The 24,267-nt window shown below is 75.4% G+C and carries 20 protein-coding genes; 14 read left to right on the forward strand and 6 right to left on the reverse strand.

Annotated elements, in window-relative coordinates; genetic code table 11:
• Positions 1-30 precede the first annotated feature (30 nt).
• Together fabG and fabI are read left to right on the forward strand one after the other, a co-directional pair.
• Positions 31-735 carry a beta-ketoacyl-ACP reductase gene (gene fabG / locus QRT03_RS19045; RefSeq protein WP_286054576.1) on the forward strand — a complete coding sequence of 235 codons (705 nt, stop codon included), beginning with the start codon at positions 31-33 and terminating at the stop codon, positions 733-735.
• Positions 736-770: 35 nt separating this feature from the next.
• Positions 771-1,538: an enoyl-ACP reductase FabI gene (gene fabI / locus QRT03_RS19050; RefSeq protein ID WP_286054577.1), complete on the forward strand. Its 768-nt coding sequence runs from the start codon at positions 771-773 to the stop codon at positions 1,536-1,538.
• A gap of 114 nt (positions 1,539-1,652) precedes the next feature.
• Here the strand turns inward: fabI and QRT03_RS19055 are convergent, their stop codons facing one another.
• Positions 1,653-2,357: a M50 family metallopeptidase gene (locus QRT03_RS19055; RefSeq protein WP_286054578.1), complete on the reverse strand. Its 705-nt coding sequence runs from the start codon at positions 2,355-2,357 to the stop codon at positions 1,653-1,655.
• A 140-nt stretch (positions 2,358-2,497) separates the two neighbouring features.
• Here QRT03_RS19055 and QRT03_RS19060 point away from each other — a divergent pair, with 140 nt between their 5' ends.
• Positions 2,498-3,568 (forward strand): ferrochelatase, encoded by a 1,071-nt coding sequence (locus QRT03_RS19060; protein ID WP_286054580.1) that lies wholly within the window; start codon positions 2,498-2,500, stop codon positions 3,566-3,568.
• An 81-nt stretch (positions 3,569-3,649) separates the two neighbouring features.
• Here QRT03_RS19060 and QRT03_RS19065 read toward each other — a convergent pair whose 3' ends face one another.
• From QRT03_RS19065 to QRT03_RS19085, 5 genes are read right to left on the reverse strand one after another with little or no spacing between them, the layout of a single operon-like run.
• On the reverse strand, positions 3,650-4,441 hold the full coding sequence (locus QRT03_RS19065) for a hypothetical protein (protein WP_286054583.1): 792 nt from the start codon (positions 4,439-4,441) through the stop codon (positions 3,650-3,652).
• 19 nt (positions 4,442-4,460) lie between these two features.
• Positions 4,461-6,308, reverse strand: a complete 1,848-nt coding sequence (locus QRT03_RS19070) for a vWA domain-containing protein (RefSeq protein ID WP_286054585.1) — start codon at positions 6,306-6,308, stop codon at positions 4,461-4,463.
• Entirely contained in the window at positions 6,308-7,669 is a 1,362-nt protein-coding gene (locus QRT03_RS19075) for an ABC transporter substrate-binding protein (RefSeq protein ID WP_286054587.1), read from the reverse strand. Before QRT03_RS19075 ends, QRT03_RS19070 begins: the two co-directional genes overlap by 1 nt.
• A 26-nt stretch (positions 7,670-7,695) precedes the next feature.
• Positions 7,696-10,245: a penicillin-binding transpeptidase domain-containing protein gene (locus tag QRT03_RS19080; RefSeq protein ID WP_286054588.1), complete on the reverse strand. Its 2,550-nt coding sequence runs from the start codon at positions 10,243-10,245 to the stop codon at positions 7,696-7,698.
• Complete coding sequence (locus QRT03_RS19085; RefSeq protein WP_286054589.1) at positions 10,242-11,150, reverse strand: FHA domain-containing protein; 909 nt, start codon at positions 11,148-11,150, stop codon at positions 10,242-10,244. The genes QRT03_RS19080 and QRT03_RS19085 overlap by 4 nt, the downstream gene beginning before the upstream one ends.
• A 190-nt stretch (positions 11,151-11,340) precedes the next feature.
• On the opposite strand from QRT03_RS19085, the gene QRT03_RS19090 reads away from it, so the two are divergent.
• The 11 genes from QRT03_RS19090 to QRT03_RS19140 all read left to right on the forward strand — a co-directional run bounded on the left by QRT03_RS19090 (position 11,341) and on the right by QRT03_RS19140 (position 24,242).
• Complete coding sequence (locus QRT03_RS19090) at positions 11,341-12,066, forward strand: hypothetical protein (RefSeq protein WP_286054590.1); 726 nt, start codon at positions 11,341-11,343, stop codon at positions 12,064-12,066.
• A 59-nt stretch (positions 12,067-12,125) separates the two neighbouring features.
• Positions 12,126-13,679: a serine/threonine-protein kinase gene (locus QRT03_RS19095; protein WP_286054592.1), complete on the forward strand. Its 1,554-nt coding sequence runs from the start codon at positions 12,126-12,128 to the stop codon at positions 13,677-13,679.
• Between the two features lie 148 nt (positions 13,680-13,827).
• Positions 13,828-14,679, forward strand: a complete 852-nt coding sequence (locus QRT03_RS19100; protein WP_425604875.1) for a DUF3097 family protein — start codon at positions 13,828-13,830, stop codon at positions 14,677-14,679.
• A 25-nt stretch (positions 14,680-14,704) separates the two neighbouring features.
• The gene (locus QRT03_RS19105; RefSeq protein ID WP_286054594.1) at positions 14,705-15,142 is read left to right on the forward strand and encodes an NfeD family protein; all 438 of its coding nucleotides are present in this window, start codon (positions 14,705-14,707) and stop codon (positions 15,140-15,142) included.
• A gap of 5 nt (positions 15,143-15,147) precedes the next feature.
• Complete coding sequence (locus QRT03_RS19110; RefSeq protein WP_286054596.1) at positions 15,148-16,287, forward strand: SPFH domain-containing protein; 1,140 nt, start codon at positions 15,148-15,150, stop codon at positions 16,285-16,287.
• Complete coding sequence (locus tag QRT03_RS19115; protein ID WP_286054598.1) at positions 16,288-18,024, forward strand: PQQ-binding-like beta-propeller repeat protein; 1,737 nt, start codon at positions 16,288-16,290, stop codon at positions 18,022-18,024.
• Positions 18,021-19,496, forward strand: a complete 1,476-nt coding sequence (locus QRT03_RS19120) for a PQQ-binding-like beta-propeller repeat protein (RefSeq protein ID WP_286054600.1) — start codon at positions 18,021-18,023, stop codon at positions 19,494-19,496. The genes QRT03_RS19115 and QRT03_RS19120 overlap by 4 nt, the downstream gene beginning before the upstream one ends.
• Before the next feature lie 21 nt (positions 19,497-19,517).
• Complete coding sequence (locus tag QRT03_RS19125; RefSeq protein WP_286054602.1) at positions 19,518-21,173, forward strand: glutamate--tRNA ligase; 1,656 nt, start codon at positions 19,518-19,520, stop codon at positions 21,171-21,173.
• Positions 21,170-21,655: a PH domain-containing protein gene (locus QRT03_RS19130; protein WP_286054604.1), complete on the forward strand. Its 486-nt coding sequence runs from the start codon at positions 21,170-21,172 to the stop codon at positions 21,653-21,655. The genes QRT03_RS19125 and QRT03_RS19130 overlap by 4 nt, the downstream gene beginning before the upstream one ends.
• A complete protein-coding gene (locus tag QRT03_RS19135) occupies positions 21,652-23,241 on the forward strand; it encodes a PH domain-containing protein (RefSeq protein WP_286054606.1) in 1,590 nt (529 codons plus the stop codon). The genes QRT03_RS19130 and QRT03_RS19135 overlap by 4 nt, the downstream gene beginning before the upstream one ends.
• Complete coding sequence (locus QRT03_RS19140) at positions 23,238-24,242, forward strand: DUF3616 domain-containing protein (protein WP_286054607.1); 1,005 nt, start codon at positions 23,238-23,240, stop codon at positions 24,240-24,242. The genes QRT03_RS19135 and QRT03_RS19140 overlap by 4 nt, the downstream gene beginning before the upstream one ends.
• Positions 24,243-24,267 lie beyond the last annotated feature (25 nt).

Consider the following 24,267-nt stretch of genomic DNA (forward strand, 5'->3'; position numbering starts at 1 on the left):
CCCCCGACCGACGTCGCCAGGAGGACATGCGTGAGCCGGGTCGTGCTCGTGACCGGAGGCAACCGGGGCATCGGCCTCGCGATCGCGCGGGAGATGGCCGACCGCGGCCACACCGTCGTCGTCACCCACCGCAGCGGCGAGCCGCCGGAGGGGCTGCACGGCGTGGTCTGCGACGTCACCGACTCCGCGGCCGTCGACGCCGCGTTCTCGCAGGTGGAATCCGAGCACGGGCCGGTCGAGGTCGTCGTCGCGAACGCGGGGATGACGCAGGACGGCCTGCTGATGCGCATGCCCGAGGACGCCTTCACCGGCGTCGTCGACGCCAACCTCACCGGCGCCTGGCGGGTCACGCAGCGCGCGACCCGCGGGATGATGAAGGCCCGGTTCGGGCGGCTGGTCTACATCTCCAGCGTCGTCGGCCTCACCGGCGCGCCGGGCCAGGTGAACTACGCCGCCTCCAAGTCGGGGCTGATCGGGATGGCCCGCTCGGTCGCCCGCGAGCTCGGCGGACGCGGGGTGACCGCGAACGTCGTCGCCCCCGGCTACGTCGACACCGACATGACCGCCGACCTCACCGACAAGCGCCGCGAGGAGATGCTGGCGGCGATCCCGCTGGGCCGGACCGCCCAGGCCGAGGAGATCGCCAAGGCCGTCGCGTTCCTCGCCTCCGACGACGCCGCGTACATCACCGGCGCGGTCCTCCCGGTCGACGGCGGCGTCGGCATGGGCCACTAGGTGCCTCCGGCCACCTCACTCGACAAGGAGAATTCGTGGGACTGCTCGACGGCAAGCGCATCCTGATCACGGGGATCATCACGGACGCGTCGATCGCGTTCCACGTCGCGAAGGCGGCGCAGGAGGCGGGCGCGACCGTCGTCGTCACCGCGTTCGGCCGGGTGTCTCTGGTGAAGCGGATCGCGCAGCGCCTGCCCGAGCCCGCGCCGGTGATCGAGCTCGACGTGCAGAACCAGGAGCACCTCGACGGGCTGGCCGACGCCGTCCGCGAGCACGTCGACGGCCTGGACGGCGTCCTGCACTCGATCGGCTTCGCCCCCGCCTCGGCGCTGGGGGAGGGGGCGTTCCTGAACGCCCCGTGGTCGGACGTCGCGACCGCCATCGAGGTGTCGGCGTACTCGCTGAAGTCGCTCGCGGTGGCGTGCAAGCCGCTGATGGGCCGCGGGTCGAGCATCGTCGGGATGGACTTCGACAACCGCGTGGCGTGGCCGGCCTACGACTGGATGGGCGTCGCCAAGAGCGCTCTCGAGTCGACCACCCGCTACCTCGCGCGGGACCTCGGCCCCGACGGCATCCGGGTCAACCTGGTCGCCGCGGGCCCGCTGAAGACGATGGCCGCGAAGTCGATCCCCGGCTTCCAGTCGTTCGAGCAGGCCTGGACCGACCGCGCCCCGCTGGGCTGGGACCTCTCCGACCCGACACCGGTGGCGAAGACCGCGTGCGCGCTGCTCTCGGACTACATGCCGACCACGACCGGCGAGATGGTCCACGCCGACGGCGGTTTCCACGCGGTCGGCGTCTGACCCTTCCCGACGACGGGTCGAGAGGACCCTCATCGGGCCGCCGGGAGGTCGGCGACCCCGATGAGGGTCCGCTCGTCACGCGTGGCCCCGGCGTCCCGCTGCGCCCTGCTCCGGTCACGCCTGCTCGTTGAACGGCCACACCCCGTCCGGCCACGCCTCGCCGAGGAACAGCAACCGTCCGCCCGCGTAGAGGCAGGCGAGCGCGACGATCACCCAGAACGCCTGCCACGCGAGCGCCGGGACCAGGGTCAACGACTGCATCCGTGCGGCGTCGGACGGCGCCTGCCGGCTCATGATCACCGATGCCCGCACGCCGCCGAGCAGCAGCCACCACACGACCACGATGGCCAGCGCGACCTGCAGCTCGTTGCTTCCCTGCCAGAGCGCCAACACGACCCCGGCGAGAGCAACAAGGGTGACGACGTTGGCGAGGGCACTGCCGGCGATGACGAAGGTGATCGCGAGGATCACGACGACTCCGGCGAGGACGCCCCAGGCGTTTCCGTCCGCGAGGACAGCGGCGCCTCCCAGGCCGAGTAGCGGCGGGCCGAGATAGCCCGCAGGTACCACCAGGTAGAGCCCGACACCCCACTCCCCGGTCTTCGACTCCGTGTATCCGCCTCCACCATCGGAGAGATGGACTCCACGGAGGCCCCGGAAAGTCAGGACGTTCATCAGGGCATGAGCACCTTCGTGGGTCAGCGTGGGGATCGACCCGGCCCACGAACCCGTGAACACCACGAGCAGCAGGGCGACGAAGCCGGCGCCGTAGACCACCGGTTCGCCCACGATCGAGACGTCGATCAGTTCGTCCACCACGCCCCCCGCGCTCCGTCGACGAGCCCCCTCGCCGTGCGTAGTCAGAAGATAGATCGACTCACCCGTTCGTGGAGATAGGCCGTTCGGGGCAGTTCGCGATCACAGGTGGCGGGCACCGCGAGACGGGGAACGATGAAGGGGTGAGCACCACCCCGTACGACGCCGTCCTCGTCCTGTCCTTCGGTGGCCCCGAGGCCCCGGAGGAGGTCCGCCCCTTCCTGGAGAACGTCACCCGTGGGCGCGGCGTCCCGCCGGAGCGGCTGGACGCGGTCGAGGAGCACTACCAGCACTTCGGCGGGGTCAGTCCGATCAACGCCCTCAACCGGGAGCTGATCGCGGCGTTGCGTCGGGAGCTCACGGCGGCGGGACTCGATCTGCCGGTCTACTTCGGCAACCGCAACTGGCACCCGTTCGCCGAGGACACCGTCACCGAGATGGCCCGGGACGGCGTGACGAACGCGTTGGTCTTCGCGACCAGCGCCTACGGCGGCTACTCGGCCTGCCGGCAGTACCACGAGGACGTCGCGCGAGCCCGCGAGGCGTGCATCGAGCGCACCGGCGGCGCCCCGGACCTGACGAAGCTCCGGCACTTCTACGACCACCCGCTGTTCGTCGAGTCCGTGGCCGACGGCGTCCGGGCCGCCCGGGAGAAGCTGGACGCGGGGCACGACGCCCGGCTGGTGTTCACGGCCCACTCGATCCCGGTCTCCGCCGACGAGACGGCCGGGTTGCCCTCGGAGGGCGGGCACCGCTACTCACGGCAGATGAGCGAGGCGGCGCAGCTCGTGGCGGACGCGGTCGGGGCCGAGGACCACGACCTCGTCTGGCAGTCCCGCTCCGGCCCCCCGCAGATCCCGTGGCTGGAGCCGGACATCGTCGACCACCTGGACACGCTGCACGAGAAGGGCGTACCCGCCGTCGTCGTGAGCCCGGTCGGGTTCGTCTCCGACCACCTCGAGGTCGTCTGGGACCTCGACAACGAGGCCTCCGAGCACGCCGGCGAGATCGGCATGGGCTTCGCCCGGGCGGCCAGCGCCGGGTCGGACCCGCGGTTCGTGCGGATGATCGTCGAGCTGATCACCGAGCAGGTCGCCGACGCCGCCCCGCGCGCCCTCGGCACGGCCCCGCGCGCCGGGGTCGGCTGCAACGGGAACCTGTGCGCCCCGGGGTGCTGCGAACCGCCGGCTCGGCGCCGCCCTGCGTCCTCCTGAGCGGCACGAACGGGTCGTTCGTCACGCAAGAAGGTGACGAACGGCCCGTTCGTACGAAACGAGGGGCGGGGCCGGAGCCGATCAGGCCGCCGACAGCACCCGCACGGTCTCGGCCACGGCCGCCACACGCGCCGCCCGGACCGCCGTGGCCAGCGGGCGCAGGGCGTCAGTGCGGGCCAGCGCGGCCCCTGACGTCAGCGCGCCGCCCGGATCGTCTCCGGAGGCCGCGACGAGGATCGCCTCCACCTCGTCGGCGTGCTGCAGCACCCGCAGCGGCCGTCCTGGGGTCCCGCTCGGCCACGTCGGCTGCGGACGACGGCGCAGCGTCGCCGCGATCTCCTCCCGCACCCCGGCCCGGGGCCAGGCGACGTCCATCGCCGCCAGCGTCGAGGCGGCGTCGCGCACGCCCGAGCGCAGGTCGGCCTCGGCGTCCGGCAGCGACGGGTGGGCCTGCGGGGGCACGGTGTCCACCTCGAACGCCGTCCACCGCAGCACCCCGTCGGCGACGACCGACGGCACCACCGCGAGCCCGGCCCCTGCGAACACCGCGCACTCGCCGACCTCCAGGGCCGCCGTGCGCAACGCGTCCGGGCCGGGCAGACCGCGCACGTCCCCGGGCGCCGGCAGGACCACCCGGGCGTCGAGGCCGAGCGGTCCGCACCGCTGCCGCAGCAGCACCAGCAGGGCTCCGAGCGCCGAGCCGGCGTGGTCGGGGGTCGGCAGGTCGGTGGCCGCGGCCACGCCGATGTCGGCCGCCACCACGTCGTGCGCCTCCGACCACGGGGTCAGGGCGTCGAGGACGTCGTCGGCCGCCGCGGCGCCGGCGACCCACGCCGCGCTCCACACCGCCAGGGACGCGCTCGCTGCAGGCATCCCTCCAGGCTAACGATCCTCAGAAGTTGGAGATCACGTCGTTGAACACCTTCCGGAGGGTCGACGGGTCCCGGGCGTCGTAGGCGTAGCCGCCCGAGCTCAGGGCGATCTGGTCGAGCTTCGCGTACCCGCCGTCCTCGCTCCCGGCGTCCGGGCTGTAGGCGATCGCGAACAGGCGCGTCGGACGGGTGGGGTCGGACGCGACGGCGCGCATGGTCTCTGCGACGGCGTCCGGGCGGGTGTCGTCGGTCTCCTCGCCGTCGGTCAGCAGTACGAGGGCGTTGATCCGTCCGGGGTCCGCGGTGCTCCGGATCTGCGTGATGGCGTCGCGGGCGGTCCGGTAGATCGCGGTGTTCCCGGTCGGGACGAAGTCCGGCGGGAACGCCCGCGCGACGATGTCGGCCGGCGTGTTCCCCGACCCCGGTGGTCCCACCGTCGTCGGTGGGGCCGGGCGGTAGGGCGGCGACCCGGAGCTGAAGGTCCACACGCCGAGGGTGTCGCCCGGCCGCAGCCGGGCGAGCGCCCCCGCCGCCTGCTGCTGCACGGCCTCCAGGCGGGACTGGCCGTCCTTCGGGCAGGCCTCCTGCCGCGCGGGTGCGACGGGCGGGATCCAGGAGGCCTCGCAGGCCATCGACCCGGAGGTGTCGACGGCCAGCGTGAGGTTGGCGGGCTTGCGCAGTCGCGTCGACCAGAGGTCGACGGCCCGGGTCACGACCTCCGCGGACGGGACCGGGAGCGTCGGGCCTCCCTCCTCCGCCGGGTGCGTGGTGCGCTCCAGGGCGGGGTCGGCACTCCCGTCGCTGCCCCGGAACCCGTTGGCCCGCAGCTCGTCCTGCTGAGCGGGTTCACCGAACCAGGAGCGCAGGTCGTCCGCCGCGGCCCGGGTCTCCGCCGAGGTCTCCGGCCAGCCGAGGGTGACCCAGGGGTTGTCGGAGACGAAGGTCCCGTCCCGAGGGACGAACGAGACGAGCTGTTCGGCCGGGGCCGTCGCGCCCACCGGTGCGGGCACGTCGGCCTCCGGGTTGCCCCGGTTGTAGTCCCACACCGCCTTCTCCTGCACGGCGATGGCGCCGACGTAGGCGGACGGGCTGCCCCGCTTGACGGCGGCGTCGGCCATGTTCCGCAGGAACTCCTGCTCGGTGTTCCCGTAGTGGACGACGCCGCTCTCGATCCGCTGCTCGAGGTCCAGCGCGCGCGGGTCGTCCATCAGCTCCGGGCGGTCGAGCGCGCCGGGCACGCCCGGGGTCGAGGCGAAGGCGCCGAGCAGGGCGAACAGGCCCGGGGTGGACAGTGCGGGGTTGGTCTTGCCCAGGGTGAACGAGCCGGACGACACGGCCCCGGCGAGGTCCGGCCAGCCGAGCGTCGCGCGTGGCCAGCCGAAGCGCGCGCGGGCGACCGACTCGGGCACGGCGAGCACCACGCGGTTCTGGGCGATCGACCGGGACGGGTCCACGTCGGTGGGGATCGCCGGGGGCGGGCCCGTGGTCCCGGGCGGAGCCGGCTCGGTCGTCCGCCTGCGGTTGGCCACCCCGAGCCAGACGCTCGACGACGGCGTCCACACGTCCGGACGCGGGCCGAGGGAGTCGTCCCAGCCGTGGGCGAGGACGTCGACGGCGATCCCCGACGGCACGCCCACGACGGTCGCGTCCGCGCACCGGCCCGGCTGCCGGTCGTACCGGGCGACCATGCTCTCGACGAGCGCCGACTTCTCCGTGGACGACGCCACCACGAGGGGTGTGCGCGAGGTGCACGCCGCTCCGCCGCCTCCGGGCCCCGTCGTCGAGGCGTTCCACACCACGACCCCGGCGACCAGCACGAACACGACGCTCAGGACGAGCGGGGCGAGCCGGCGGACGCGTCCGGACATCACGCGCACCGGTCCGCGGAGTAGCGGAGCCCCAGGGCCTGGAGGCCGCTGGCGTCGTCGAAGGCCGACAGCAGGTACACGACCTGGCACGGGTCGCCCTGCGGGGTGAAGCCCAACGGACCGGAGGCCCCGTCGTAGTCGATGTCGGTCGCGGGGTTCTGCCGGAGCAGGGCGACGCACGCGGCGTAGTCCGCGCACTTCTGTCCGCCGCGGGTCACCTGCGGGAGCTGGGTGGCGATCCTCGCCGGGTCGTCGGTCCCCGCCGCGGCCGCCGCGAGGGAGACGGCGATCACGGCGTCGTAGGCCTGCGCGCCGTGCGTCAGGTCCGCGAGACCGCCCCGGAACGCCTTGAGCCGCTCGTTGAAGCCCGGGTCGGCCCACGGGACGAAACCCCGGAAACCGGCCAGCCGACCCGGCGCGCCCGGGGAGGCCTGCTGGGCGAAGGTGTTGAACAGGAAACCCTCGCTGCCGTACATCTTCCGGTTCGCCGGGGTGACGCCCCGGCTCAGGAGGTTGTTGACGAGGCCCGCGACCTCGGTGAACCCGACGAAGACGATGCCGTCGTACGGCGCCCCCGCGAGCTGACCGGCGATGTCGTTGAAGCGGGGCGCCTCCGGGTCGTAGGTCAGCACCGTCGTAGGGACCGAGCGCCCCTTCAAGTCCTCGACGATCGAGTCCGACAGGTCGGTCGCGTAGGGCTCGGTGCTCGTCACGACCGCGACGTTGCGGTTGCCGTCCTCGGCGACCAGGGCGGCGAGCGCCCCGCCCTGCACGTCGTTCGACGACGCCGTGCGGAAGAACAGGCCGCCGTCCGGGGCGTCCGACAGGGCGGAGAGGGTGCTCGCGGGCGACACCATCACGCGTCCGGCGCCGGTGAGGGCCGGGTAGGCCGCCGACGAGTCCACGGAGGCGGACGGGCCGACGACCGCGTCGGTGCCCGCGGTCAGCAGCGCCGTCGCCGCCGCGCACGTCGCGCCCGAGCCCGGGACCCCCGAGTCGCGCTGAGTCCCGGGTCCCAGCGGGGCGAGCCCGAGCCCGGGGACCCCGCCGGCCGCGCTCACGTCCCGGACCGCCATCTCCGTCGCGGCCGTGAGGGCGGGGCCGGTCGCGTCGAGCTCCCGCCCCGTCAGCGGGACGATGGTCCCGATCGTCAGGACGCCGTCCACCGGGCTGCGGCCACCGGCCGGTGGCGGGCCGCAGGGGGACGGCGGAGCCGGCGCGACCGAGTCCGGGATCGGGGTCACGGGGGGCGGGGCGCCGTCCTGGCCGCTCGCGCCCCGCACGACGACCACCGCGACCACGAGGAACACGACGGTCAGGACGACGGGCAGGGCGCGCCGGAGACGCGCGGCGGTCGACATGGTCGGGCCTCCTTCGACGGGACGGTTCACGGCAGCAGGGCGGACGGTCGGGCCTCGCCGGGGCAGGTCGGCGGGACCGGGGTCAGGACCGGCGGGAGGGCACCGAGCACGCGGGAGCCCGCGTCGACCGCCGTGCCCTCCCGGGCGGCCCCGTGGGCGACGAGCGTGAGGACCCAGCGGTCGTCGACGATCGCGGTGACCCACGAGTCGGTCGCGCCGCCGGGGACCTGCGCCGTGCCGGTCTTCGCAACGACGTCGTGGCCGGCCGGGGCGAGGCGGCGGGCGGTGCCCTCGCTGACGGCGCGGGCCATGCCCCCGCGGATCACGTCGGCCACCGGACCGGGCAACGGGCGACCGATCGGCGCCGAGGGTGCCGTCGGCTCGGGATCGCCGCCCGGACACGTCGCGGCGATCACGGACGGCCAGGGCGTGGTCGTCCCGGCGTTCGCCACGACGGCGGTCGCGAGGGCCACCCCGAGCACGGTCGAGCGCACCGACTCCTGACCGATGCCGGTCCGCGCGAGGGCTCCCGTCCCCGGGTCGGCGGCGCCGAGGCCGGTGTCCAGCCCCGCCGCGTCCAGCCCGTCGAGCCGGACCGGGGTGTCGGCGCCGAACCAGGTCCGGGCGACCCGTGCCAGCTCCGGTGCGCCGACCTGCACGGCCTCCCAGCCGAGCACGGAGTTGCAGCTGTGGGCGAGGGCGGTCGCGGTGTCCGCCGCCGGGCAGGTGGACCCACCGTCGTTGCCGAGCACGGAGCCGTCGTCGCCGCGGTAGGCACCGAGCGGTGCGGCGGCCGGGTCGACGCCGGCGAGCAGGGCGGCGGCGGCGGTCACGAGCTTCATCGTCGAGCCCGGCGGACCCTGCCGGGAACGGGCGCGGGACGGCACCCCGGGCTCGGTCGAGGCCGAGGAGAACAGGCCGGTGACGGCCCCCGTGCGCGCGTCCAGGAGGACCGCCTCCCCGTCGAGCCCCGCCACGCCGGCGGCGAGGGCGGCCTGGACCCGGGAGTCGACGGTGGTGACGACGTCGGCGGGGCGGCAGACCGGGTGGAAGAGCCCCGCCAGCACGTCGGCGGCACCCAGCGCTCCGCCGCAGGTCAGCGTGTCCGCCGCCACCGCCTCCACCCCCCGGTGCGTCCCGTTCCACCGCGCGAACCCCAGGTCCGCGTAGCGCCCGCCGGCGGGGTAGGTGCGCCCCGCGCCGTCGTCCGCCGCGATCACCCTGCCGTCCGCGGTCCAGATCGTGCCCCGCGGCATGCGGACCTGCTCGGCGTCGGAGATGGTCCGGGGGCCGACGACCAGCAGGACGGCCGCGGCCACGAGCAGCACGGCGACCCCGCGCACCCCGCCGACCGTCGCCGTCGTCAGGGCGGACGTGCCCGGGGCGGTCCGCCCCGTGCGGTCCGGGCGGTCCAGCAGGCCGACGACGAGGCCCAGGACCAGCGCCGACGTCGTGAGCGAAGCTCTCGAGAACCCCAGGAACGGCGCGTTGAGCCCGGTGAGGGGCAGGACCGCGACCGTCCCGAGCGCGTTCCACGCCCCCTGGGCGACCAGGGCAGTCGCGAGGGCCACGGCCAGGGAGGCCGCCGCGCCGCGCCGGGCGGCCGCGACGCGCACCAGATGGGCCAGGGCCGCCAGCAGGCCGAGCAGGACCGGGACGACGACGAGGGCCCCGAGGTCGGCGACCAGGGCCGCCACGGCGTAGTCCGACCCGATGGCGGGCACGCCGTCCACCAGCGGGCTGCGGCCGGGGCCCGGGCCGATCAGCCCGCCCGACCACGCCGCCGTCAGGGCCGCCCGCAGCTGGTCCCCGGGATCCACGACCTCCAGCGCCCGCCCGCGCACCACCGGCACCGTCGCGAGCAGCGGGATCGCGACCACGACGGCGAGCGCTCCCGCGACCACCCACCGGACCGGCAGACCGCGGACGTGCACGACCGCAGCGAGCACCGCCACGACGACGAGCGCGGCGGGGCCGAGATCGCGGACCACGACCAGGAGCGCGAGGGCACCCGCACCGAGCCCGCCCGCGAGCAGGTGGAACCGCCGGTCGGAGGCCCGCCAGCCCGGTGCCCGGGAGACCTGCTCCGCGACCGCCAGGGCCGCCCCGCCGACGACGAGCCACCGAGTCAGCTCGCCGACCTGCACCCCGAGCAGCGGGAGGGTGCCCGACGCGGGTGCCGGCCCCAGGAGGGTGAGCGCGCGCAGGACGAGGCCCGCCGCGAGGGCGGCCAGGGCGGCCAGCCGGCGCGAGGCCGGCCGCTCGAGGCCCCGGCCGAGCCGGGGCGAGCGACCCACCACGACCCCGGCCGTCAGCAGGACGGACGCCGCGGCCGCGACGAACGCGACCCGCCCGGCCGGCGCACCGAGGCGCAGCGGGACCAGCGTCCCGAGTGTCGCCGCGAGCAGGGCGGTCCCGACGACGGCGGGGTGGCGGCGGGCCGCGAGGCACGGCGGGACGGCGAGCACGGCGGCGCCGACGGCCCAGAGGATCGGCTCCGGGCGCGCCGGAGCCGGCAGCAGACCGGCGAGCCCGGCCGCCAGGACGGCCGGGAGCGCCCAGGCGGCGCGCCTCATCGCAGGCTCACCTGCGCCAGGCGCTGCTCGTCGAGCCACACGACGTCGCCCACGGCCAGGGCGGTCGGTGTCCCCGGCGCGAGCAGCTCGGTCTCCCCACCGGCCCGCTCGACCCACGTGCCGTTCGCCGAGTGCAGGTCCTCGACCTGGCACGTGCCGCGGACCCAGGTCAGCTCGGCGTGGCGGCGGGAGACCTCGTCGAGGTCGTCCGGGCACCGGAGCCCGGCGTCATCGCCCCGCCCGACGACGACCAGCGGGCTGCCCGCCCCGAGCGCGGACGTCCCGCGGGAGCGACCGTCGACGGTGAGCTCCACGAGCGTGCCGATCCCGCGGCGCCGGGTCGCGCCGCCGAGGTCGTCGTGGCCGGGGCGGGTGGGCCCGTCGTCGGACGGGGGCGGCACGCGGCGCAGGGTGCGGTCCCCGAGGTCCGGCATTCCGGTGGGCACCGGGACGGGACGCCGGGCCGGGCCCCGGACGTCGACGATCGGCTCGAACGACGCGACGAGCACCTCGTCCGGGCCGCAGGCCAGGGCGAGCCGCAGCGTGTACGACTCCGGCAGCACGAACTCGCCGCGCCCGAGCCGTCGGCTGCGCTCGACCATCGTCTCGCAGTACCGGGCGAGGACCTCTGCGGTGAGCTGCGGTCGGGCCGCCGTCGCCGCCTCGTACACCCCGCCGGGCAGTTCCGCGCCGAGGTGGCCGGGGATCGCGTAGCTGGAGCCGAAGACGGTCGTGTTCGCGACGAGGCAGTCGGCCATCCGCTCCACGAGGTCGTCGTCGGGTCCGGGGACCCCGAGCACGAACGCCCGCAGCCGGCCCCCGAGCCGACCGGCCCGCGAGCGCCCGAACCACCAGAGCGCGACGCCGACCCCGAGCACGACCAGCAGATACGTCAGGGTGACCATCGGGCGCTCCTCGCCTCGGCTGCGCTGTGACGGCTCGGAACGATGTCCGGCGGGCGGGCCGACGGCGAGGTTCCCGGGATTTTTCCCGGGGACCGGGGCGCGGCTTGCCGGGCGTGGCGTGGCCGGGGCAAACTCGCCCGACCTGGGGGAGCGACGCCCGATCCCCCGTGCCCGCGAAGGAGCACCGGGCATGGAGCCGCTCTACTTCCGCATCACCGAACGCCCCGACCCCGCGCGGTTCGAGCCGGGATGGTCCGAGATCCACGACCGCCTGGTGCTCGACCGCACGGTGTGGCGCGGCGACGAGGTGTCCCGGACGAGCGCGGGGTGCGTGGTGCTGCGCGCGGACCCGGAGGACGGGGCCTGGGAGCTGCGCAACCGCGCCGAGGGTCGCGTCGCGATCCTGCACGACGGGCGGCAGCGCTACGACGTCCTGACCGGCATGGCGATCACGATCCGTCCCGGGGTCTGGCGGGGGACGCTGACCGAGGCGTTCAGCTTCCAGCTCAGCACGGTCCGCCCGCCCGGGATCGTCCGGCCGGTGGGTGGGGCGACGGGCGAGCTGGAGGCCGTCGACGGCGGGACGACCCGGCGGCGGACCCCGGAGCTGCGGGCCCGGACCTACCTGGAGCGCTACCCGATCAAGCGCTTCGGGCTGGCGTACCTGTGGCGCCAGCACCTGGGCCACACCCCGGACATCGCCCGGGATCTGGACCCGCTGGTCGTCGGTCGGGCGTTCGGGGTCGCCGCGAAGTCCGTCACGCGGTGGCGCGAGGACCTGGCCGAGGCCGTGTTCCTGCGGCGCGGCTACCAGCAGTCCGTGCGCGACATCGTCGTCAAGCACGGGGTCATGACGCACGAGGACGTCGTCGCGGCCGACCGCTACCTCGCGGACCTGCGCGGGGACGCGTCGTGAGCCGTCCGGCCGCACCGCCGGCCGGTGCGGGGGAGGAGGGGCAGGGTGGACAGCGCCGCATGACCGATCAGCCGTGGGTGCCCGGTCAGGAGATCGGACGCCGCTACCGGCTCGAGGAGTGCGTGGGCCAGGGCGGGAACGGACAGGTCTGGCGGGCCCACGACCCGCGCCGCGCGGCCGCCGTCGCGCTCAAGGTGCTCGTCGCCCACCCCGACGCGACGCCGGACGAGCTGCGGCGCGACCGCGAGCGGTTCCTGCACGAGGCCCGCGAGACCAGCCGGCTCGAGGGCGGCCCGCACATCATCTCGATCTACGACTGGGACCAGCACGGGGACCGGCCGTACCTCGTCATGCCCTACGACGACGGGCAGAACCTCGCCCGCATCGTCGCCGGCGGACCCCTGGACCCGCCGCGCGCGGTGCACCTGCTGGGGCAGGTCGCGGAGGCCCTGGACTACGCGCACGCCCGCGGCCGGGTCCACCGCGACGTCAAGCCGTCGAACGTGCTCGTCCGACGGGTCGGTGCGCAGGAGTACGTGCGGGTGGTCGACTTCGGGATCGTCGGGCTGAGCGGCGCCGGCCCGCAGGGCCGGATGACCCGGACCGGGACCGTGATCGGGTCGCTCGCCTACATGGCGCCGGAGCGGTTCCCGAGCGGACCCGACCTGATGGTGCACGTGACGCCGGACGAGCGCTTCGACGTGTACGGGCTCGCGTGTCTGCTGTTCGAGTGCCTGACCGGGGAGCGGGCGTTCGTCGGGAACAGCGAGCTCGAGTTCGTCCGGGCGCACCGGTCCCCGCTGCGCCCGCGTCCCTCGGACGTCTCCGCGGACACCACGCTGGAGGTGTTCGACGACGTGGTGGCGGCCGGTCTCGCCCTCGACCGGGCGACGCGCACCGCGACCGCGGCCGGGTTCAAGGCCGAGATGGAGGCCGCCCTGGAACGCTGGCGGTCGGTGACCGTCCACCCGACCGTCCGGACGTCCGGTGGGGCACCGTCGGTCGCGGAGGTCCGGACGACGCCGGTCAACGGCCGCCCCGCGACGGCCCGCACCACGCCGATGACCCCAGCACCGACCGACGCAGCCCCGACGGCGCCCCCGCACCGGGTGCCGGTCGACGGTGGCACGGACTCCGGTGCACGGGACGACGGTCCCGTCGACGCCCCCTCGGTCGAGGTCCCGTCCGTGGGGCGGTTCGTCGACGGCGAGCCGGTCGACGCGCCGTCCTCGTCGACGGTCGCCCCGTCACCCGTCGAGCCCGTCGAACCACCCGTCGAACGATCGGTCGAGCAGGCCCCCGTCGAGCAGGCACCCTCCGACCCGGACCCCGGCGAGCCGGAGCCGGAGCTCCCGGAGCGACCGGCACCCGCCGTCGGGAACGAGCCGGCCGTCGCCGCCAGTGCCGTCCCCGAGGACCCGGGGCCATCGCAGTCCGACGAACGTCCGGGTCCGGCCGGCACGGCGTTCTCGGTCGGCGCGGTCGCGGGCCTCGTCGGGACGGTGGTCTGCGTGGTTGCGGGGCTGCCGGTGGTGGCCGACGTCGTCGTGATCGCCTCGTCGTGGGCGGCCGGGACGAGCGCGGGATGGTGGGTCGGCTCCCGCCGCGGCTGAGGACCCGGGGGGAGCGCGTGTCGTTCGGCGTCGGACGGGCGGGCTGCGATTACCGTCCGTACCCGTGGCGAGGACGCAGGGCCGGGGCATGAACGGGTCGGGCGGTGACGCGGCGTTCCGGACGACGGGTGGCGCCGGTCGGGCCCCGATGGGCGCGAAGCAGGGCGGCCCGTCGAGCGGCGCCGGACGCAGCGGCGGACTGCCCGGCATGGCGAGCCACAGGCCCAAGGTCGAGATCCTGACCGTCGAGGCGGAGCCCGGCCTCGTCGTCGAGGACGCCACCGGCAGTTTCTGCGGTGCGGTGATCCGCGCGGACGTGCGTGAGGTCGTGCTCGAGGACCGGGACGGACGGCGGCGGCTGTTCCCGATGAAACCGGCGTCGTTCCTGTACGAGGGCCGGCTGGCCACGCTCACCCCGCCGCGGCCCCGGCAGTCGCCGGAGCAGCAGCGCTCGGCGTCCGGGTCGGTCCGCGGCGACGACCGCCGCGCCAAGGTCGCGCTGCCGCACCGCATCTGGGTCGAGGGCCTGCACGACGCCGCGATCGTGGAGCGCGTGTGGGGCCACGACCTGCGCGTCGAGGGCGTCGTCGTCGAACCGCTGCACGGCGCGGACGTGCTCGTCGAGGCCGCGCGGGAGTTCGCGCCGGGCCCGGACCGCAAGCTCGGCGTCCTGGTCGACCACCTGGTCACGGGCTCGAAGGAGTCCCGCATCGCCGAGGGTCTGCGCCGCGACCTGGGCCCGGCGGCGCAGTACGTGCAGATCCTCGGACACCCCTACGTCGACATCTGGGAGGCCGTGAAGCCGTCGGTCGTCGGCATCCGGGAGTGGCCGACCGTCCCGCGCGGCATCGAGTGGAAGAAGGGCGTCTGCGACGCCCTCGGCTGGTGCGACGAGCGCGACGGCGCGCGCCGCGTGCTGGGCGCGGTGTCGACGTGGAACGACCTGCAGACGCCGCTCATCACGGCGATGGAGCAGTTGATCGACTTCGTCACCACCTGAGCGGATCCTCGGGCACACTGGAGGTGTGATCCCGCTCATCTGGGCGATCGCGGGAGTGGTGCTCGTCGTCGCCGAAGTGCTGTCCGGCGAGCTCGTGCTGGCCATGCTCGGCGTGGCCGCCCTCGGTGCCGCCGCGGCGTCGGCGCTCGGGGTGCCCCTCGGCCCGGACATCGCGGTGTTCGGCGTGCTGTCCGCCCTGCTCGTCCTGCTGCTGCGTCCGGCCGTGAACCGACGTCTGCGGGTGCACGACCCGGTGAACACCGGCACGCGCGCCCTGCTCGGCGCCGAGGGCGAGGTGGTCGAGCCGATCGCGGCCGACACCGGCACGGTGCGCATCAACGGGGCCCTGTGGTCGGCCCGGGCGCTGCACGACGACGACCTCGCGGCGGGCACTGCCGTCGTGGTCGTCGAGATCTCGGGGGCGACGGCCGTCGTCACCGCCGCCGACCCCGGAAAGGGGTGAGGACCGTGGGAACCGTCCTCCTCGTGCTCCTGGTGCTCGTGGTGATCCTCGTGATCACCACCGTCGCCAAGAGCGTCACCGTCGTCCGCCAGGCCGAGGCCGCCGTCATCGAGCGCCTCGGTCGCTACCAGCGCACCGCCGAACCGGGCCTGACGTTCCTGGTGCCGTTCATCGACCGCATCCGCGAGCGCGTGGCCCTGTGGGAGCAGGTCGTCTCGTTCCCGCCGCAGCCGGTGATCACCCGCGACAACCTGACGGTCTCGATCGACACCGTCGTCTACTACCAGGTCACCGAGCCGCGCAACGCGGTCTACGAGATCAGCGACTACATCAACGGCGTCCAGCAGCTGACCACGACGACCCTGCGCGACGTGGTCGGCGGGATGAGCCTGGAGGAGGCCCTGACCTCCAGGGAGACGATCAACACCGGGTTGCGCCGTGCCCTCGACGACGCCACCGGCCCGTGGGGCCTGCGGGTGGTCCGCGTGGAGCTCAAGGCGATCGACCCGCCGCCGTCGATCCAGGACTCCATGGAGAAGCAGATGCGCGCCGACCGGGAGAAGCGCGCCATGATCCTCACCGCCGAGGGCCACCGCGAGGCGTCCGTGACCGAGGCGCAGGGCAACAAGCAGGCCGCGATCCTCAACGCCGAGGGCGCCAAGCAGTCCGCGATCCTGGAGGCGGAGGCCGACCGGCAGTCCCGGATGCTGCGCGCCCAGGGTGAGCGCGCCGCGCGCTACTACCAGGCGCAGGGTCAGGCCAAGGCGATCGAGAAGATTTTCGCGGCGATCAAGGCGGGCAAGCCGACGCCGGAGCTGCTGGCCTACCAGTACCTGCAGACGCTGCCGCAGATGGCGCAGGGCGACGCGAACAAGATGTGGGTGGTACCGAGCGACTTCGGCAAGGCGCTCGAGGGCTTCACCCGCATGCTCGGGGCGCCGGGGGAGGACGGCGTCTTCCGCTTCCAGCCCTCGCCGGTCGACGAGGAGACGGTCGCGAAGCGCCCGGGCGACCCGGACGACGACGTGTCCGACTGGTTCGACACCACGACCGACCCGGAGATCGCGAAGGCGGTCGCGCACGCGGAGTCGATCGCCACGCAGGGGGTCACCGACCCGGGCTCGAACGGGGGTGCGGCGCACTAGGTGGTCCCACCCATCCCGTTCCCGACGACGGGTCGGGAGACTGCCGCCGTGCGCGCGGCGGCGGTGGTGGTGGGGCTGGTGCTCCTCGTGGTCGGGGTGGTCCTCGACCGCACCGGCTGGTGGGGCTGGGCCGGCGAGCTCACGGACGCGTCCGTGCTGGTCACCGCGCTGGTCGTGCTGGCCGTCGCCGGCCTGCTCACCCGGGTCGACGCGGTGTGGGCGCGCCGGGCCGGGGCGGTCGGCGCGGTCGTGGCCGGCGCCGCGGCGGCGGTGCTGTTGGTCGACGGGATCGCCGACGGGCTGCCGGGTCCGGCGGCCGGGGTGCTGCTCGTGGGTACGGCGGCAGTGGTGATCGCGGCGGTCGCCTTGGCGGTGGGCCCCCCACCGAGGCGACGCCCCCTCGCGGGCGCCGCACTCGCCGTCGGGCTGCTCGCCGTCGCGATCGTCGCCGGCACCGTGGTGGACGCACCCACGCGGACCACCACGGACGCCCCGGTCACGGAGGCGCCCGTCGCCGCCACGGCCGGCACGGTCCGCTGGACCTACCCGGTGGGCGGCCCGGTCGCCGACGTCGTGCCGGTCCGCGGCGGGGTGGCCGTGCTCCGCGGGCCGGACGGCCCCCGCACGGACGCCCCGTTCGACCGGCCCCGCAACGACTCCGACGATGACGAACGCGGCGACGAGATCGTCGCCCTCGACGGGACGACCGGCACCCCGCGCTGGACCTTCCGTCACGGACGGCAGCGGGTCGACGCCCTGGTCCCGTCCCCGGGCGGCGGCGTCCTCGCGGTCTCCCACGTGCTGCCCGACGGCGGCGCGCTCGTCACCGTGCTGGACACGTCGACCGGGGTTACCCGCTTCACCGTCACGACCTCGACCCGCCGCGGCGCCCTGCAGCTGACCGATCGCGTCCTCACGGTCCTCGACGCCCGGGGCACGGCCGCCGGCGACTCCTCGCGCGACGAGGAGATCTACGGCCTCGTCGCGTACCGGCTCGACGACGGCGCCCGCGCCTGGACCTGGGACCCGCCACCCGGCTGCGCCCTCGGGGTCCCGTGGTCCCCGACCCTCGGTCCGCCCGGCCGGTGGACCCTCGCCACCCGCACCGTGGGGGTGACGCCCGTCGACTGCGGGACCGACCGCGTCCTCACCGGCCTCGACGAGGGCACCGGCGGCGTCCGCTGGACCGCCCCCGGCGTCCCGCGCGTCACGGCGGACGGGAGCACCGTGGCCGTGGAGCCGACGCTCACCGCCCTTCCCGACGGCGGGTCGGTGCTGGTCGGCGGGTCACCCGCCCAGGTCGTGGACGCCGCGACGGGCGCGACCCGGCCGGTCCCGGGGCTCGGCGAGTTCGACCTGGGCGCCGTCCGGCCCGGCCCGGTGCGCGCCCTCGCCCTCACCGACGGCGAGCCGCGCCGCTCGATCGACGCGCGGACCGGATCGCTCGTCCCTCTGCCCGCGGAGGCCCCGGGCGAGTGCTCCACCCCGCAGGGCGCCGTGGCCGTGACCGACACCGCGACGCTGCGGCTCTGCGGGGTCGGCGCCGGGTTCGGCCTGCGCCTCGACGCCGGGCCGGTGCTGCCGCTCGACCTGGGGCCACCCGCGCTGACCGGGAGCGACAGCACCCGGGACACGCTGCTCTACCGGCGCTCCGAGTACGTGATCGTCCCTGCACCGGGCGCCCTCGTCGTCGCCACCACCCGCACGGACCCGGCGACCGTGGTCGGCGTCGCGTGACCCGGGTGCTGCTCGTCGCGGGCCTCGCGGCGACGCTGGTCGGCGCGGGGTTCCTCGTCGCCGCCCGCGAGGAACCGGACCTCCCGGCGACGCTCGCCGTGATCACCGTGGCGGTCCTCGCGGTCGCCGTCGCACTCTGCTGGGACGCCGCCCGCGGCCGGGCCACCGCCGTCGTGGCGCTGCTCGCGGTCCTCGCGGCAGCGGGGACCGGCTTCACCGCCGTCCTCTCCGGCTGGCCGGGACCGGGGCCCGCGGTCGTGCTCGGCGGCGCCCTGCTCGTCCTGGTCGCGCCCGCGCTGCGACGGCTCGGGCAGGCGAGCGCCGTCGTCGTCGGGACCGTCCTCCTCCTGGCTGCGGCCGGGGCGGTCGCCGCCGGCGGACCCGTCGTCGGGACCCTGCCCGTGGGCCCGGCGGACGTGGCCGCCCCGACACCCGTCGCCGGCGCGCGGTGGCAGCTGGTCCTCGGCGAGGTGCGAGGAGCGGTCGGCGCCGGGCCGGGCCTGGTGCTCGCGGCGTCCCCGTCCGAGGAGCGCGCCACCGACGTCGCCGTCGGGGTGGACACCGCGACCGGTCGCGTCGCGTGGAGCCACCGCCGGGCGGGGACGGCGGTGGACGAGCTCGTCACGACCCCGGACGGCCGGGCCGTGGCGGTGCTGGCCCGCTTCTCCGACGGGGGCCGGCCGGACGACGACCGCGTGCTCACGGTGCTCGACGCCGCCACCGGCCGGGTGGTCTGGTCGGACCTCGTCCACGGGACGACGCTCCGCGCGAGCGACCGCATCGTCGCCGTGGCGACGCCCGAGGGGCGCCTGGAGGCGCGGGCCCGCGACACCGGCGAGCAGGCGTGGTGGGCCGACCCGGCCCCGCGGTGCGCGTTCGTGCCGACCCGCGCGGCCGGGACGGTCGACGTCGTGCCGGTCGTCCAGGACTGCCCCGGCCCGCTCGGGGGACCGCCGGCGTTCCGGGCCACGGTCGGGCTGGCCGACGTGTCCGGGGCCGGGGTGTGGACCACGCCGCCGGAGGCCCTGTCCGGTCGGGAGGACCAGATCGCGCTGCTGCCGGTCACCGCCGGCGGCCGGTTCGTCGCCGCCGAGGGCGGCCCGGCGGTGCTCGACGTCCGCGACGGCCGCACGGTCGCGACGGTCCGGCCCGGCGACCGGCTGGACGACGACGCCGCCGGCATCGTCGTCACCGCCTCCCTCGCGCCCGCGGGGATCGTGGATCCCGCCACCGGAGCGGTGCTGCCCGTCCCGCCCTGTCCGCAGCCGCGCGTGGCCGCCCCGGCGGTGGTCGACGGCGCCCCGGTGGTCCTGTGCGAGCTCGGCGACGGAGCCGGAGAGCTCCGCGGCGCGCCGCCCGGCCGCCTGCCTCCGGGCACGGTGCCGTCGGTGCGGTCCCTGCTCGACACGGGCCCGGGCGGGCTCGTCGTCGTGCCGGACTCGTTCCGGGCCGGACCCGTCGTCGGGCTGTAGGGCCCGACTAGCCTGACGACCATGCTGGACCGAGCGACCGTCGACTCCCTGTTCCCGGCCGACCTGCCCGAGACCGCGGAGTGGGAGCGGCGGTACCCGCCGCGCGACGTGCCCGAGGGCGCCCTGGTCACGCGCTTCGGCCCGAGCCCCACCGGCTTCGTGCACATCGGCGGCATCTACACCGCGATGGTGTCGCGCGACCTGGCGCACTCCACCGAGGGCGTCTACTTCCTGCGCATCGAGGACACCGACCAGGCCCGCGAGGTCGCGGGCGCCGACGTCCAGTTCGCGCGGGCGTTCGACGCGTTCGACCTGCGGCCCGACGAGGGCCCCCTGTCCGGTCGCGACGACGACGGGCCCTACGGCCCGTACCGGCAGTCGCAGCGCTCGGAGATCTACCTGAGCTTCGTGCGCGAGCTGATGCGCCGCGGGCTGGCGTACCCGGACTTCGCGACGAAGGAGGAGCTCGCCGAGATCTCCGACGCGCAGAAGAAGCTCAAGCTGCCGACGGGCTACTACGGCCGCTGGGCCCCGTGGCGCGACGCGGACGACGCCGAGGTGATCCGCCGCCTGGAGGCCGGCGACCCGTACGTGGTGCGGTTCCGGTCCGAGGGCAAGGTGGGGGAGCGGGTCGCGTTCACCGACCGCCTGCGCGGCCGGGTCGAGGCCGAGGACAACCACAACGACGTCGTCGTCCTCAAGACCTCCGCGAACGAACCGCGGCTGCCGACCTACCACTTCGCGCACGTCGTCGACGACCACCTCATGCGGACCTCGCTGGTGGTCCGCGGCGACGAGTGGCTGTCGAGCGTGCCCACGCACCTGCAGCTGTTCACCGCGCTGGGCTTCGAGCAGGTCGACTATGCGCACCTCGCCCCGCTGATGAAGCAGGAGGGCAGCTCGCGGCGCAAGCTCTCCAAGCGCAAGGACGACGAGGCGTCGGTCGACTTCTACCTGGAGGCCGGCTACCCGACCGAGGCGGTCCTGTACTACCTGCGCGGGCTGGCGAACTCGCCGCTGGCCGAGGTGCCGCTCGCCGAGGCGCTCGCGACGCCGCTGCAGCTCGACCGGTTCCAGTCCGCCGGCCCGCTGGTGGACATGGTGAAGCTGGCCGACATCTGCGCCGACCACATCGCGACGCTCCCCGCCCCGGAGGTGCTCGCCGGGGTGCGCGGCTGGGCGCAGACCTACGACACCGCCCTGGTCGAAATCCTCGACGAGTCCGAGAAGCTCGCGCTGGCCGCGATCGACGTCGAGCGCGTCGGGGTCGAGAACCCCCGGAAAGACCTCGCCCGCTGGTCGGACTTCCGCACCGCCTACGGCTTCTTCTTCCCGGCGCTGTTCACCGACGTCGCCGACCCGGCCGACGAGCGCTTCGGCGGCCTGGACCCGGCCCTCGTCACGCGGCTGGCCGAGGACCTCGCCGGGCGCTACGTCCACGAGGGCGACCAGCCGACGTGGTTCCAGCAGATCCGCGACCTCGCGCAGACCCACGGCTTCGCCCCCAACCCGAAGACCTACAAGAAGGACCCGGACGCCTACCCCGGCATGCTCCGCGACGCCGCCAACGTCATCCGGGTGCTGGTCACGGGCGCGCAGCGCAGCCCGGACCTGTACGAGGTGACCCGGGTGCTCGGCGGCGACGAGGTCGTCCGCCGGCTGCGCGCCGTCACGTGACCGTCCCGCTGCGGCCGCCGCGCGAGCCCCTCGACCCGCGCGTGCGGTCCTGGTGGCGGGTGCACTGCCTGGCCTGGCCGGTGCTGCTCGCGGTGGTGCTGGGCGTGCTCGGGCTGCTGATCCGTCCGATCGCGTGGTTCCTGCCCGTCGCGGGTGCCGTCGTGGTCGTCGGTCTCCTGCTGGCCGTCGCGTTCCCGGCGTACTGGTACCGGGTGCACCGCTGGGAGGTCACCGACGACGCCGTCTACACCCGCTCGGGCTTCCTGTGGCAGGAGTGGCGGGCGGCGCCGCTGTCGCGGATCCAGACCGTGGACACCACCCGCGGTCCGCTGCAGCAGGCCTTCGGGCTCTCGGCGCTGGTCGTGACGACGGCGTCGTCGAGGGGGGCCGTGACCGTCGTCGGCCTGGACCACGAGCGCGCCGCGGAGATCGCCGAGCGCCTCACCCGCGCCACGCAGGCGGTGCCCGGGGACGCGACGTGACGGCCCCGGCGGACGGCTGGCGGCAGCTGGACCGGCGCACGGTCGTCGCGTCCGCCGCGCTCGCGCTCGGCGCGTGTGTCGCGGCCGGCGTCCCGACGCTGATGGGCATGCGGAGCGCCGACCGGTTCTCCTTCACCGTGGCGGTCGGCCTGGCGGTCGGCGGAACGGTGCTGGTGGTCGGTCTGGCCGTGGTGCTGGAGTACGTCCGGCTCGCGAGGACCCGGTTCCGGGTCGGTACCGACCGCGTCGAGGTGCGCAGCGGCATCCTCGTCCGGACGTGCCGCGGGTTGGCGCGGGAACGCGTGCGCACCGTCGAGGTGACCGCGGACCCGGTCCTACGCCTGCTCGGGCTCGCGAGCGTACGGATCGGGACGGGGCAGCGGACCTCGGCGACCGACAAGCCGCTGGAGCTCCGGGCGCTGCGACGCCCCGACGCGGAGGCGCTGCGGGGGCTGCTCCTGGACCGTGAGGGGAGGATCGACCCGCCCCACCCGCGTGAGGGGACCCCTCACGAGGCAGGGGCGGGCGGATCCTCCCCTCACGACGACGGCGCCCCGCGCGATGCGACGTTGGCCGTCCTCGACCCCACCTGGGTCCGCTTCGCCCCGGTCTCGCTGCTGACGCCGACCCTCGGCATCGCCGCGTTCGGGGTGCTGCTCCAGGGCGCGGACTGGATCGGGCTGCAGCAGACCGTGCTCACCGACGCCGCCGACGTGGCGATCGCGCTGGGTCTCGTCGTGTCGCTCGTCGTCGGTCTCGTGGTCGTCGTGGTGGTGGGGACCGTGGCGTCGGTGGCGGTGTTCGTCGAGTCGTGGTGGGGCTACCGGCTGACGCGGGAGCGACGGACCGGGTCGCTGCACGTCCGGCGGGGCCTGCTCACCACGCGGTCGACCACGGTGGAGGAGGACCGGCTGCGCGGCGTGGCGGTGGTCGAGCCGCCGGGGATCGCGTGGTTCCGGGCCGCGCGCGTGGACGCCGTGGCGACCGGTCTGTCCGCCGCCGACGAGCAGCGCTCCGATCCGCGGGGGCTGCTGCCGGTGGCGCCGCGGGCGGTGGTCGAGCGGGTCGTCGCGGAGGTGCTGCGCGAGCCGGTGGCCCCCACGCGGGAGGTGACGCTGCGGGCGCACCCGGTCGCGGCCCGGCGACGACGCGTCCGGTGGGCGCTGATGATCTGCCTGGTGCCGGCCGTGGCCCTCGCCGTCGTCGCCGTCCTGGTCGGGTCGACGGCGTTCGCGGTGCTGACCGCCGTCGCCGCGGTACTGGGACTCGCGGCCGGGGTCCGGCTCGGCCGGCTCGCGTACCGGAACCTGGGACACGGCCTCGTCGGGGACTACGTCGTGACCCGCCACGGCGCGCCCGGACGGCGCACCGTCGCGCTGCGGCGGGGCGGCATCCTCACCTGGACGCTCACGCAGACGCCGTTCCAGCGCCGTGCGGGCCTGGTCACCCTGTGGTTCACCACCGCGGCCGGGGACGGGCGGTACGGCGTGTTCGACGTCGGGGTCGACGAGGCGATGGCGTTCGCGGTCGAGACGCTCGGCGAGCGCTTCTCCCCGTACCTCGCCGCTGCTTCGATGACCCCATGACCTCGCGGACCGTCCTCCACCTCGCGGAGCACACGCACACCTACGGCCTGTCCCTGTCGGGGCTCGCGGTGCGGGACGACCGGATGCTGCTCGCACCGGACGAGGGTGCGGCGCTCGTGGGCCTGGCGCGTGGGGCCGGCGGCGCGGGGGCCGACTGGGGCGACCCGGTCGAGCTCCCGCTCGCCGGCCTCGTCGACCTGCCGGGCACCGCCGAGGACGAGGTCGACGTCGAGGGGATCGACGTGACCGCGGGCCACGTGTGGGTCACCGGCTCGCACTCGGCGAAGCGGAAGAAGGTGAAGGCCGGGACGCCCCCGGAGAAGGTCGGGAAGCGGCTGCGCAAGGTCAGCGCGGAGGAGCCGCGACGGCTGCTGGCCCGGCTGCCGCTCGGGCCGGACGGGCTCCCGACGGCCGGTGGGGTCCGCCTGCCGTCGGGGAGGGGCGGGCTGTTCGCGGCGCTCGAGGACGACGACCACCTCGGCCCGTTCCTGAGCATCCCGGGCAAGGACAACGGGTTCGACGTCGAGGGGCTGGCGGCGATCGCCGACGACCGGGTCCTGCTCGGGCTGCGCGGCCCGGTCCTGCGCGGGTGGGCCGTGGTGCTGGAGCTGACCCTCGGCGAGTCCGACGGCGAGCTGGAGCTGCTCGACGTCCGGAAGCACTTCCTGGACCTGGACGGCCTCGGCGTACGCGACCTCGTCCGCGACGGCGACGACCTGCTCATCCTCGCCGGGCCGACGATGGTGCTGTCGCGGCCCGCCCGGGTACTGCGGGTCCGCGAGGGAGCACACGGGCTGCCGGACGCGGTCCCGGCGGACGGGATCGACCTGGTGGCCGAGCTGGTCACCGGCGACGGCGAGGACCATCCGGAGGCGATCGCGGTCCTCGGGCCGGGCGCGCTCCTGGTCCTGCACGACAGCCCGGCCGACGACCGCCTCGGCGAGCACACCGTGGCGGGCGACGTGCTGGAGGGGCTCGACGTCGGGCGCTCCGTGGAGTGAGCGAACGGCACTCTCGCGCGCAGAG

Source organism: Actinomycetospora termitidis (assembly GCF_030286555.1).
Taxonomy (GTDB): Bacteria; Actinomycetota; Actinomycetes; order Mycobacteriales; family Pseudonocardiaceae; genus Actinomycetospora; species Actinomycetospora termitidis.

Coding starts and splice junctions, on each gene's coding strand:
- QRT03_RS19080 (WP_286054588.1), bottom strand. CDS start 10,245: ATGAGGCGCGCCGCCTGGGCGCTCCCGGCCGTCCTGGCGGCCGGGCTC.
- QRT03_RS19125 (WP_286054602.1), top strand. CDS start 19,518: ATGCTGGACCGAGCGACCGTCGACTCCCTGTTCCCGGCCGACCTGCCC.
- QRT03_RS19100 (WP_425604875.1), top strand. CDS start 13,828: ATGGGCGCGAAGCAGGGCGGCCCGTCGAGCGGCGCCGGACGCAGCGGC.
- QRT03_RS19095 (WP_286054592.1), top strand. CDS start 12,126: ATGACCGATCAGCCGTGGGTGCCCGGTCAGGAGATCGGACGCCGCTAC.
- QRT03_RS19140 (WP_286054607.1), top strand. CDS start 23,238: ATGACCTCGCGGACCGTCCTCCACCTCGCGGAGCACACGCACACCTAC.
- QRT03_RS19065 (WP_286054583.1), bottom strand. CDS start 4,441: ATGCCTGCAGCGAGCGCGTCCCTGGCGGTGTGGAGCGCGGCGTGGGTC.
- QRT03_RS19085 (WP_286054589.1), bottom strand. CDS start 11,150: ATGGTCACCCTGACGTATCTGCTGGTCGTGCTCGGGGTCGGCGTCGCG.
- QRT03_RS19075 (WP_286054587.1), bottom strand. CDS start 7,669: ATGTCGACCGCCGCGCGTCTCCGGCGCGCCCTGCCCGTCGTCCTGACC.
- QRT03_RS19090 (WP_286054590.1), top strand. CDS start 11,341: ATGGAGCCGCTCTACTTCCGCATCACCGAACGCCCCGACCCCGCGCGG.
- QRT03_RS19070 (WP_286054585.1), bottom strand. CDS start 6,308: ATGTCCGGACGCGTCCGCCGGCTCGCCCCGCTCGTCCTGAGCGTCGTG.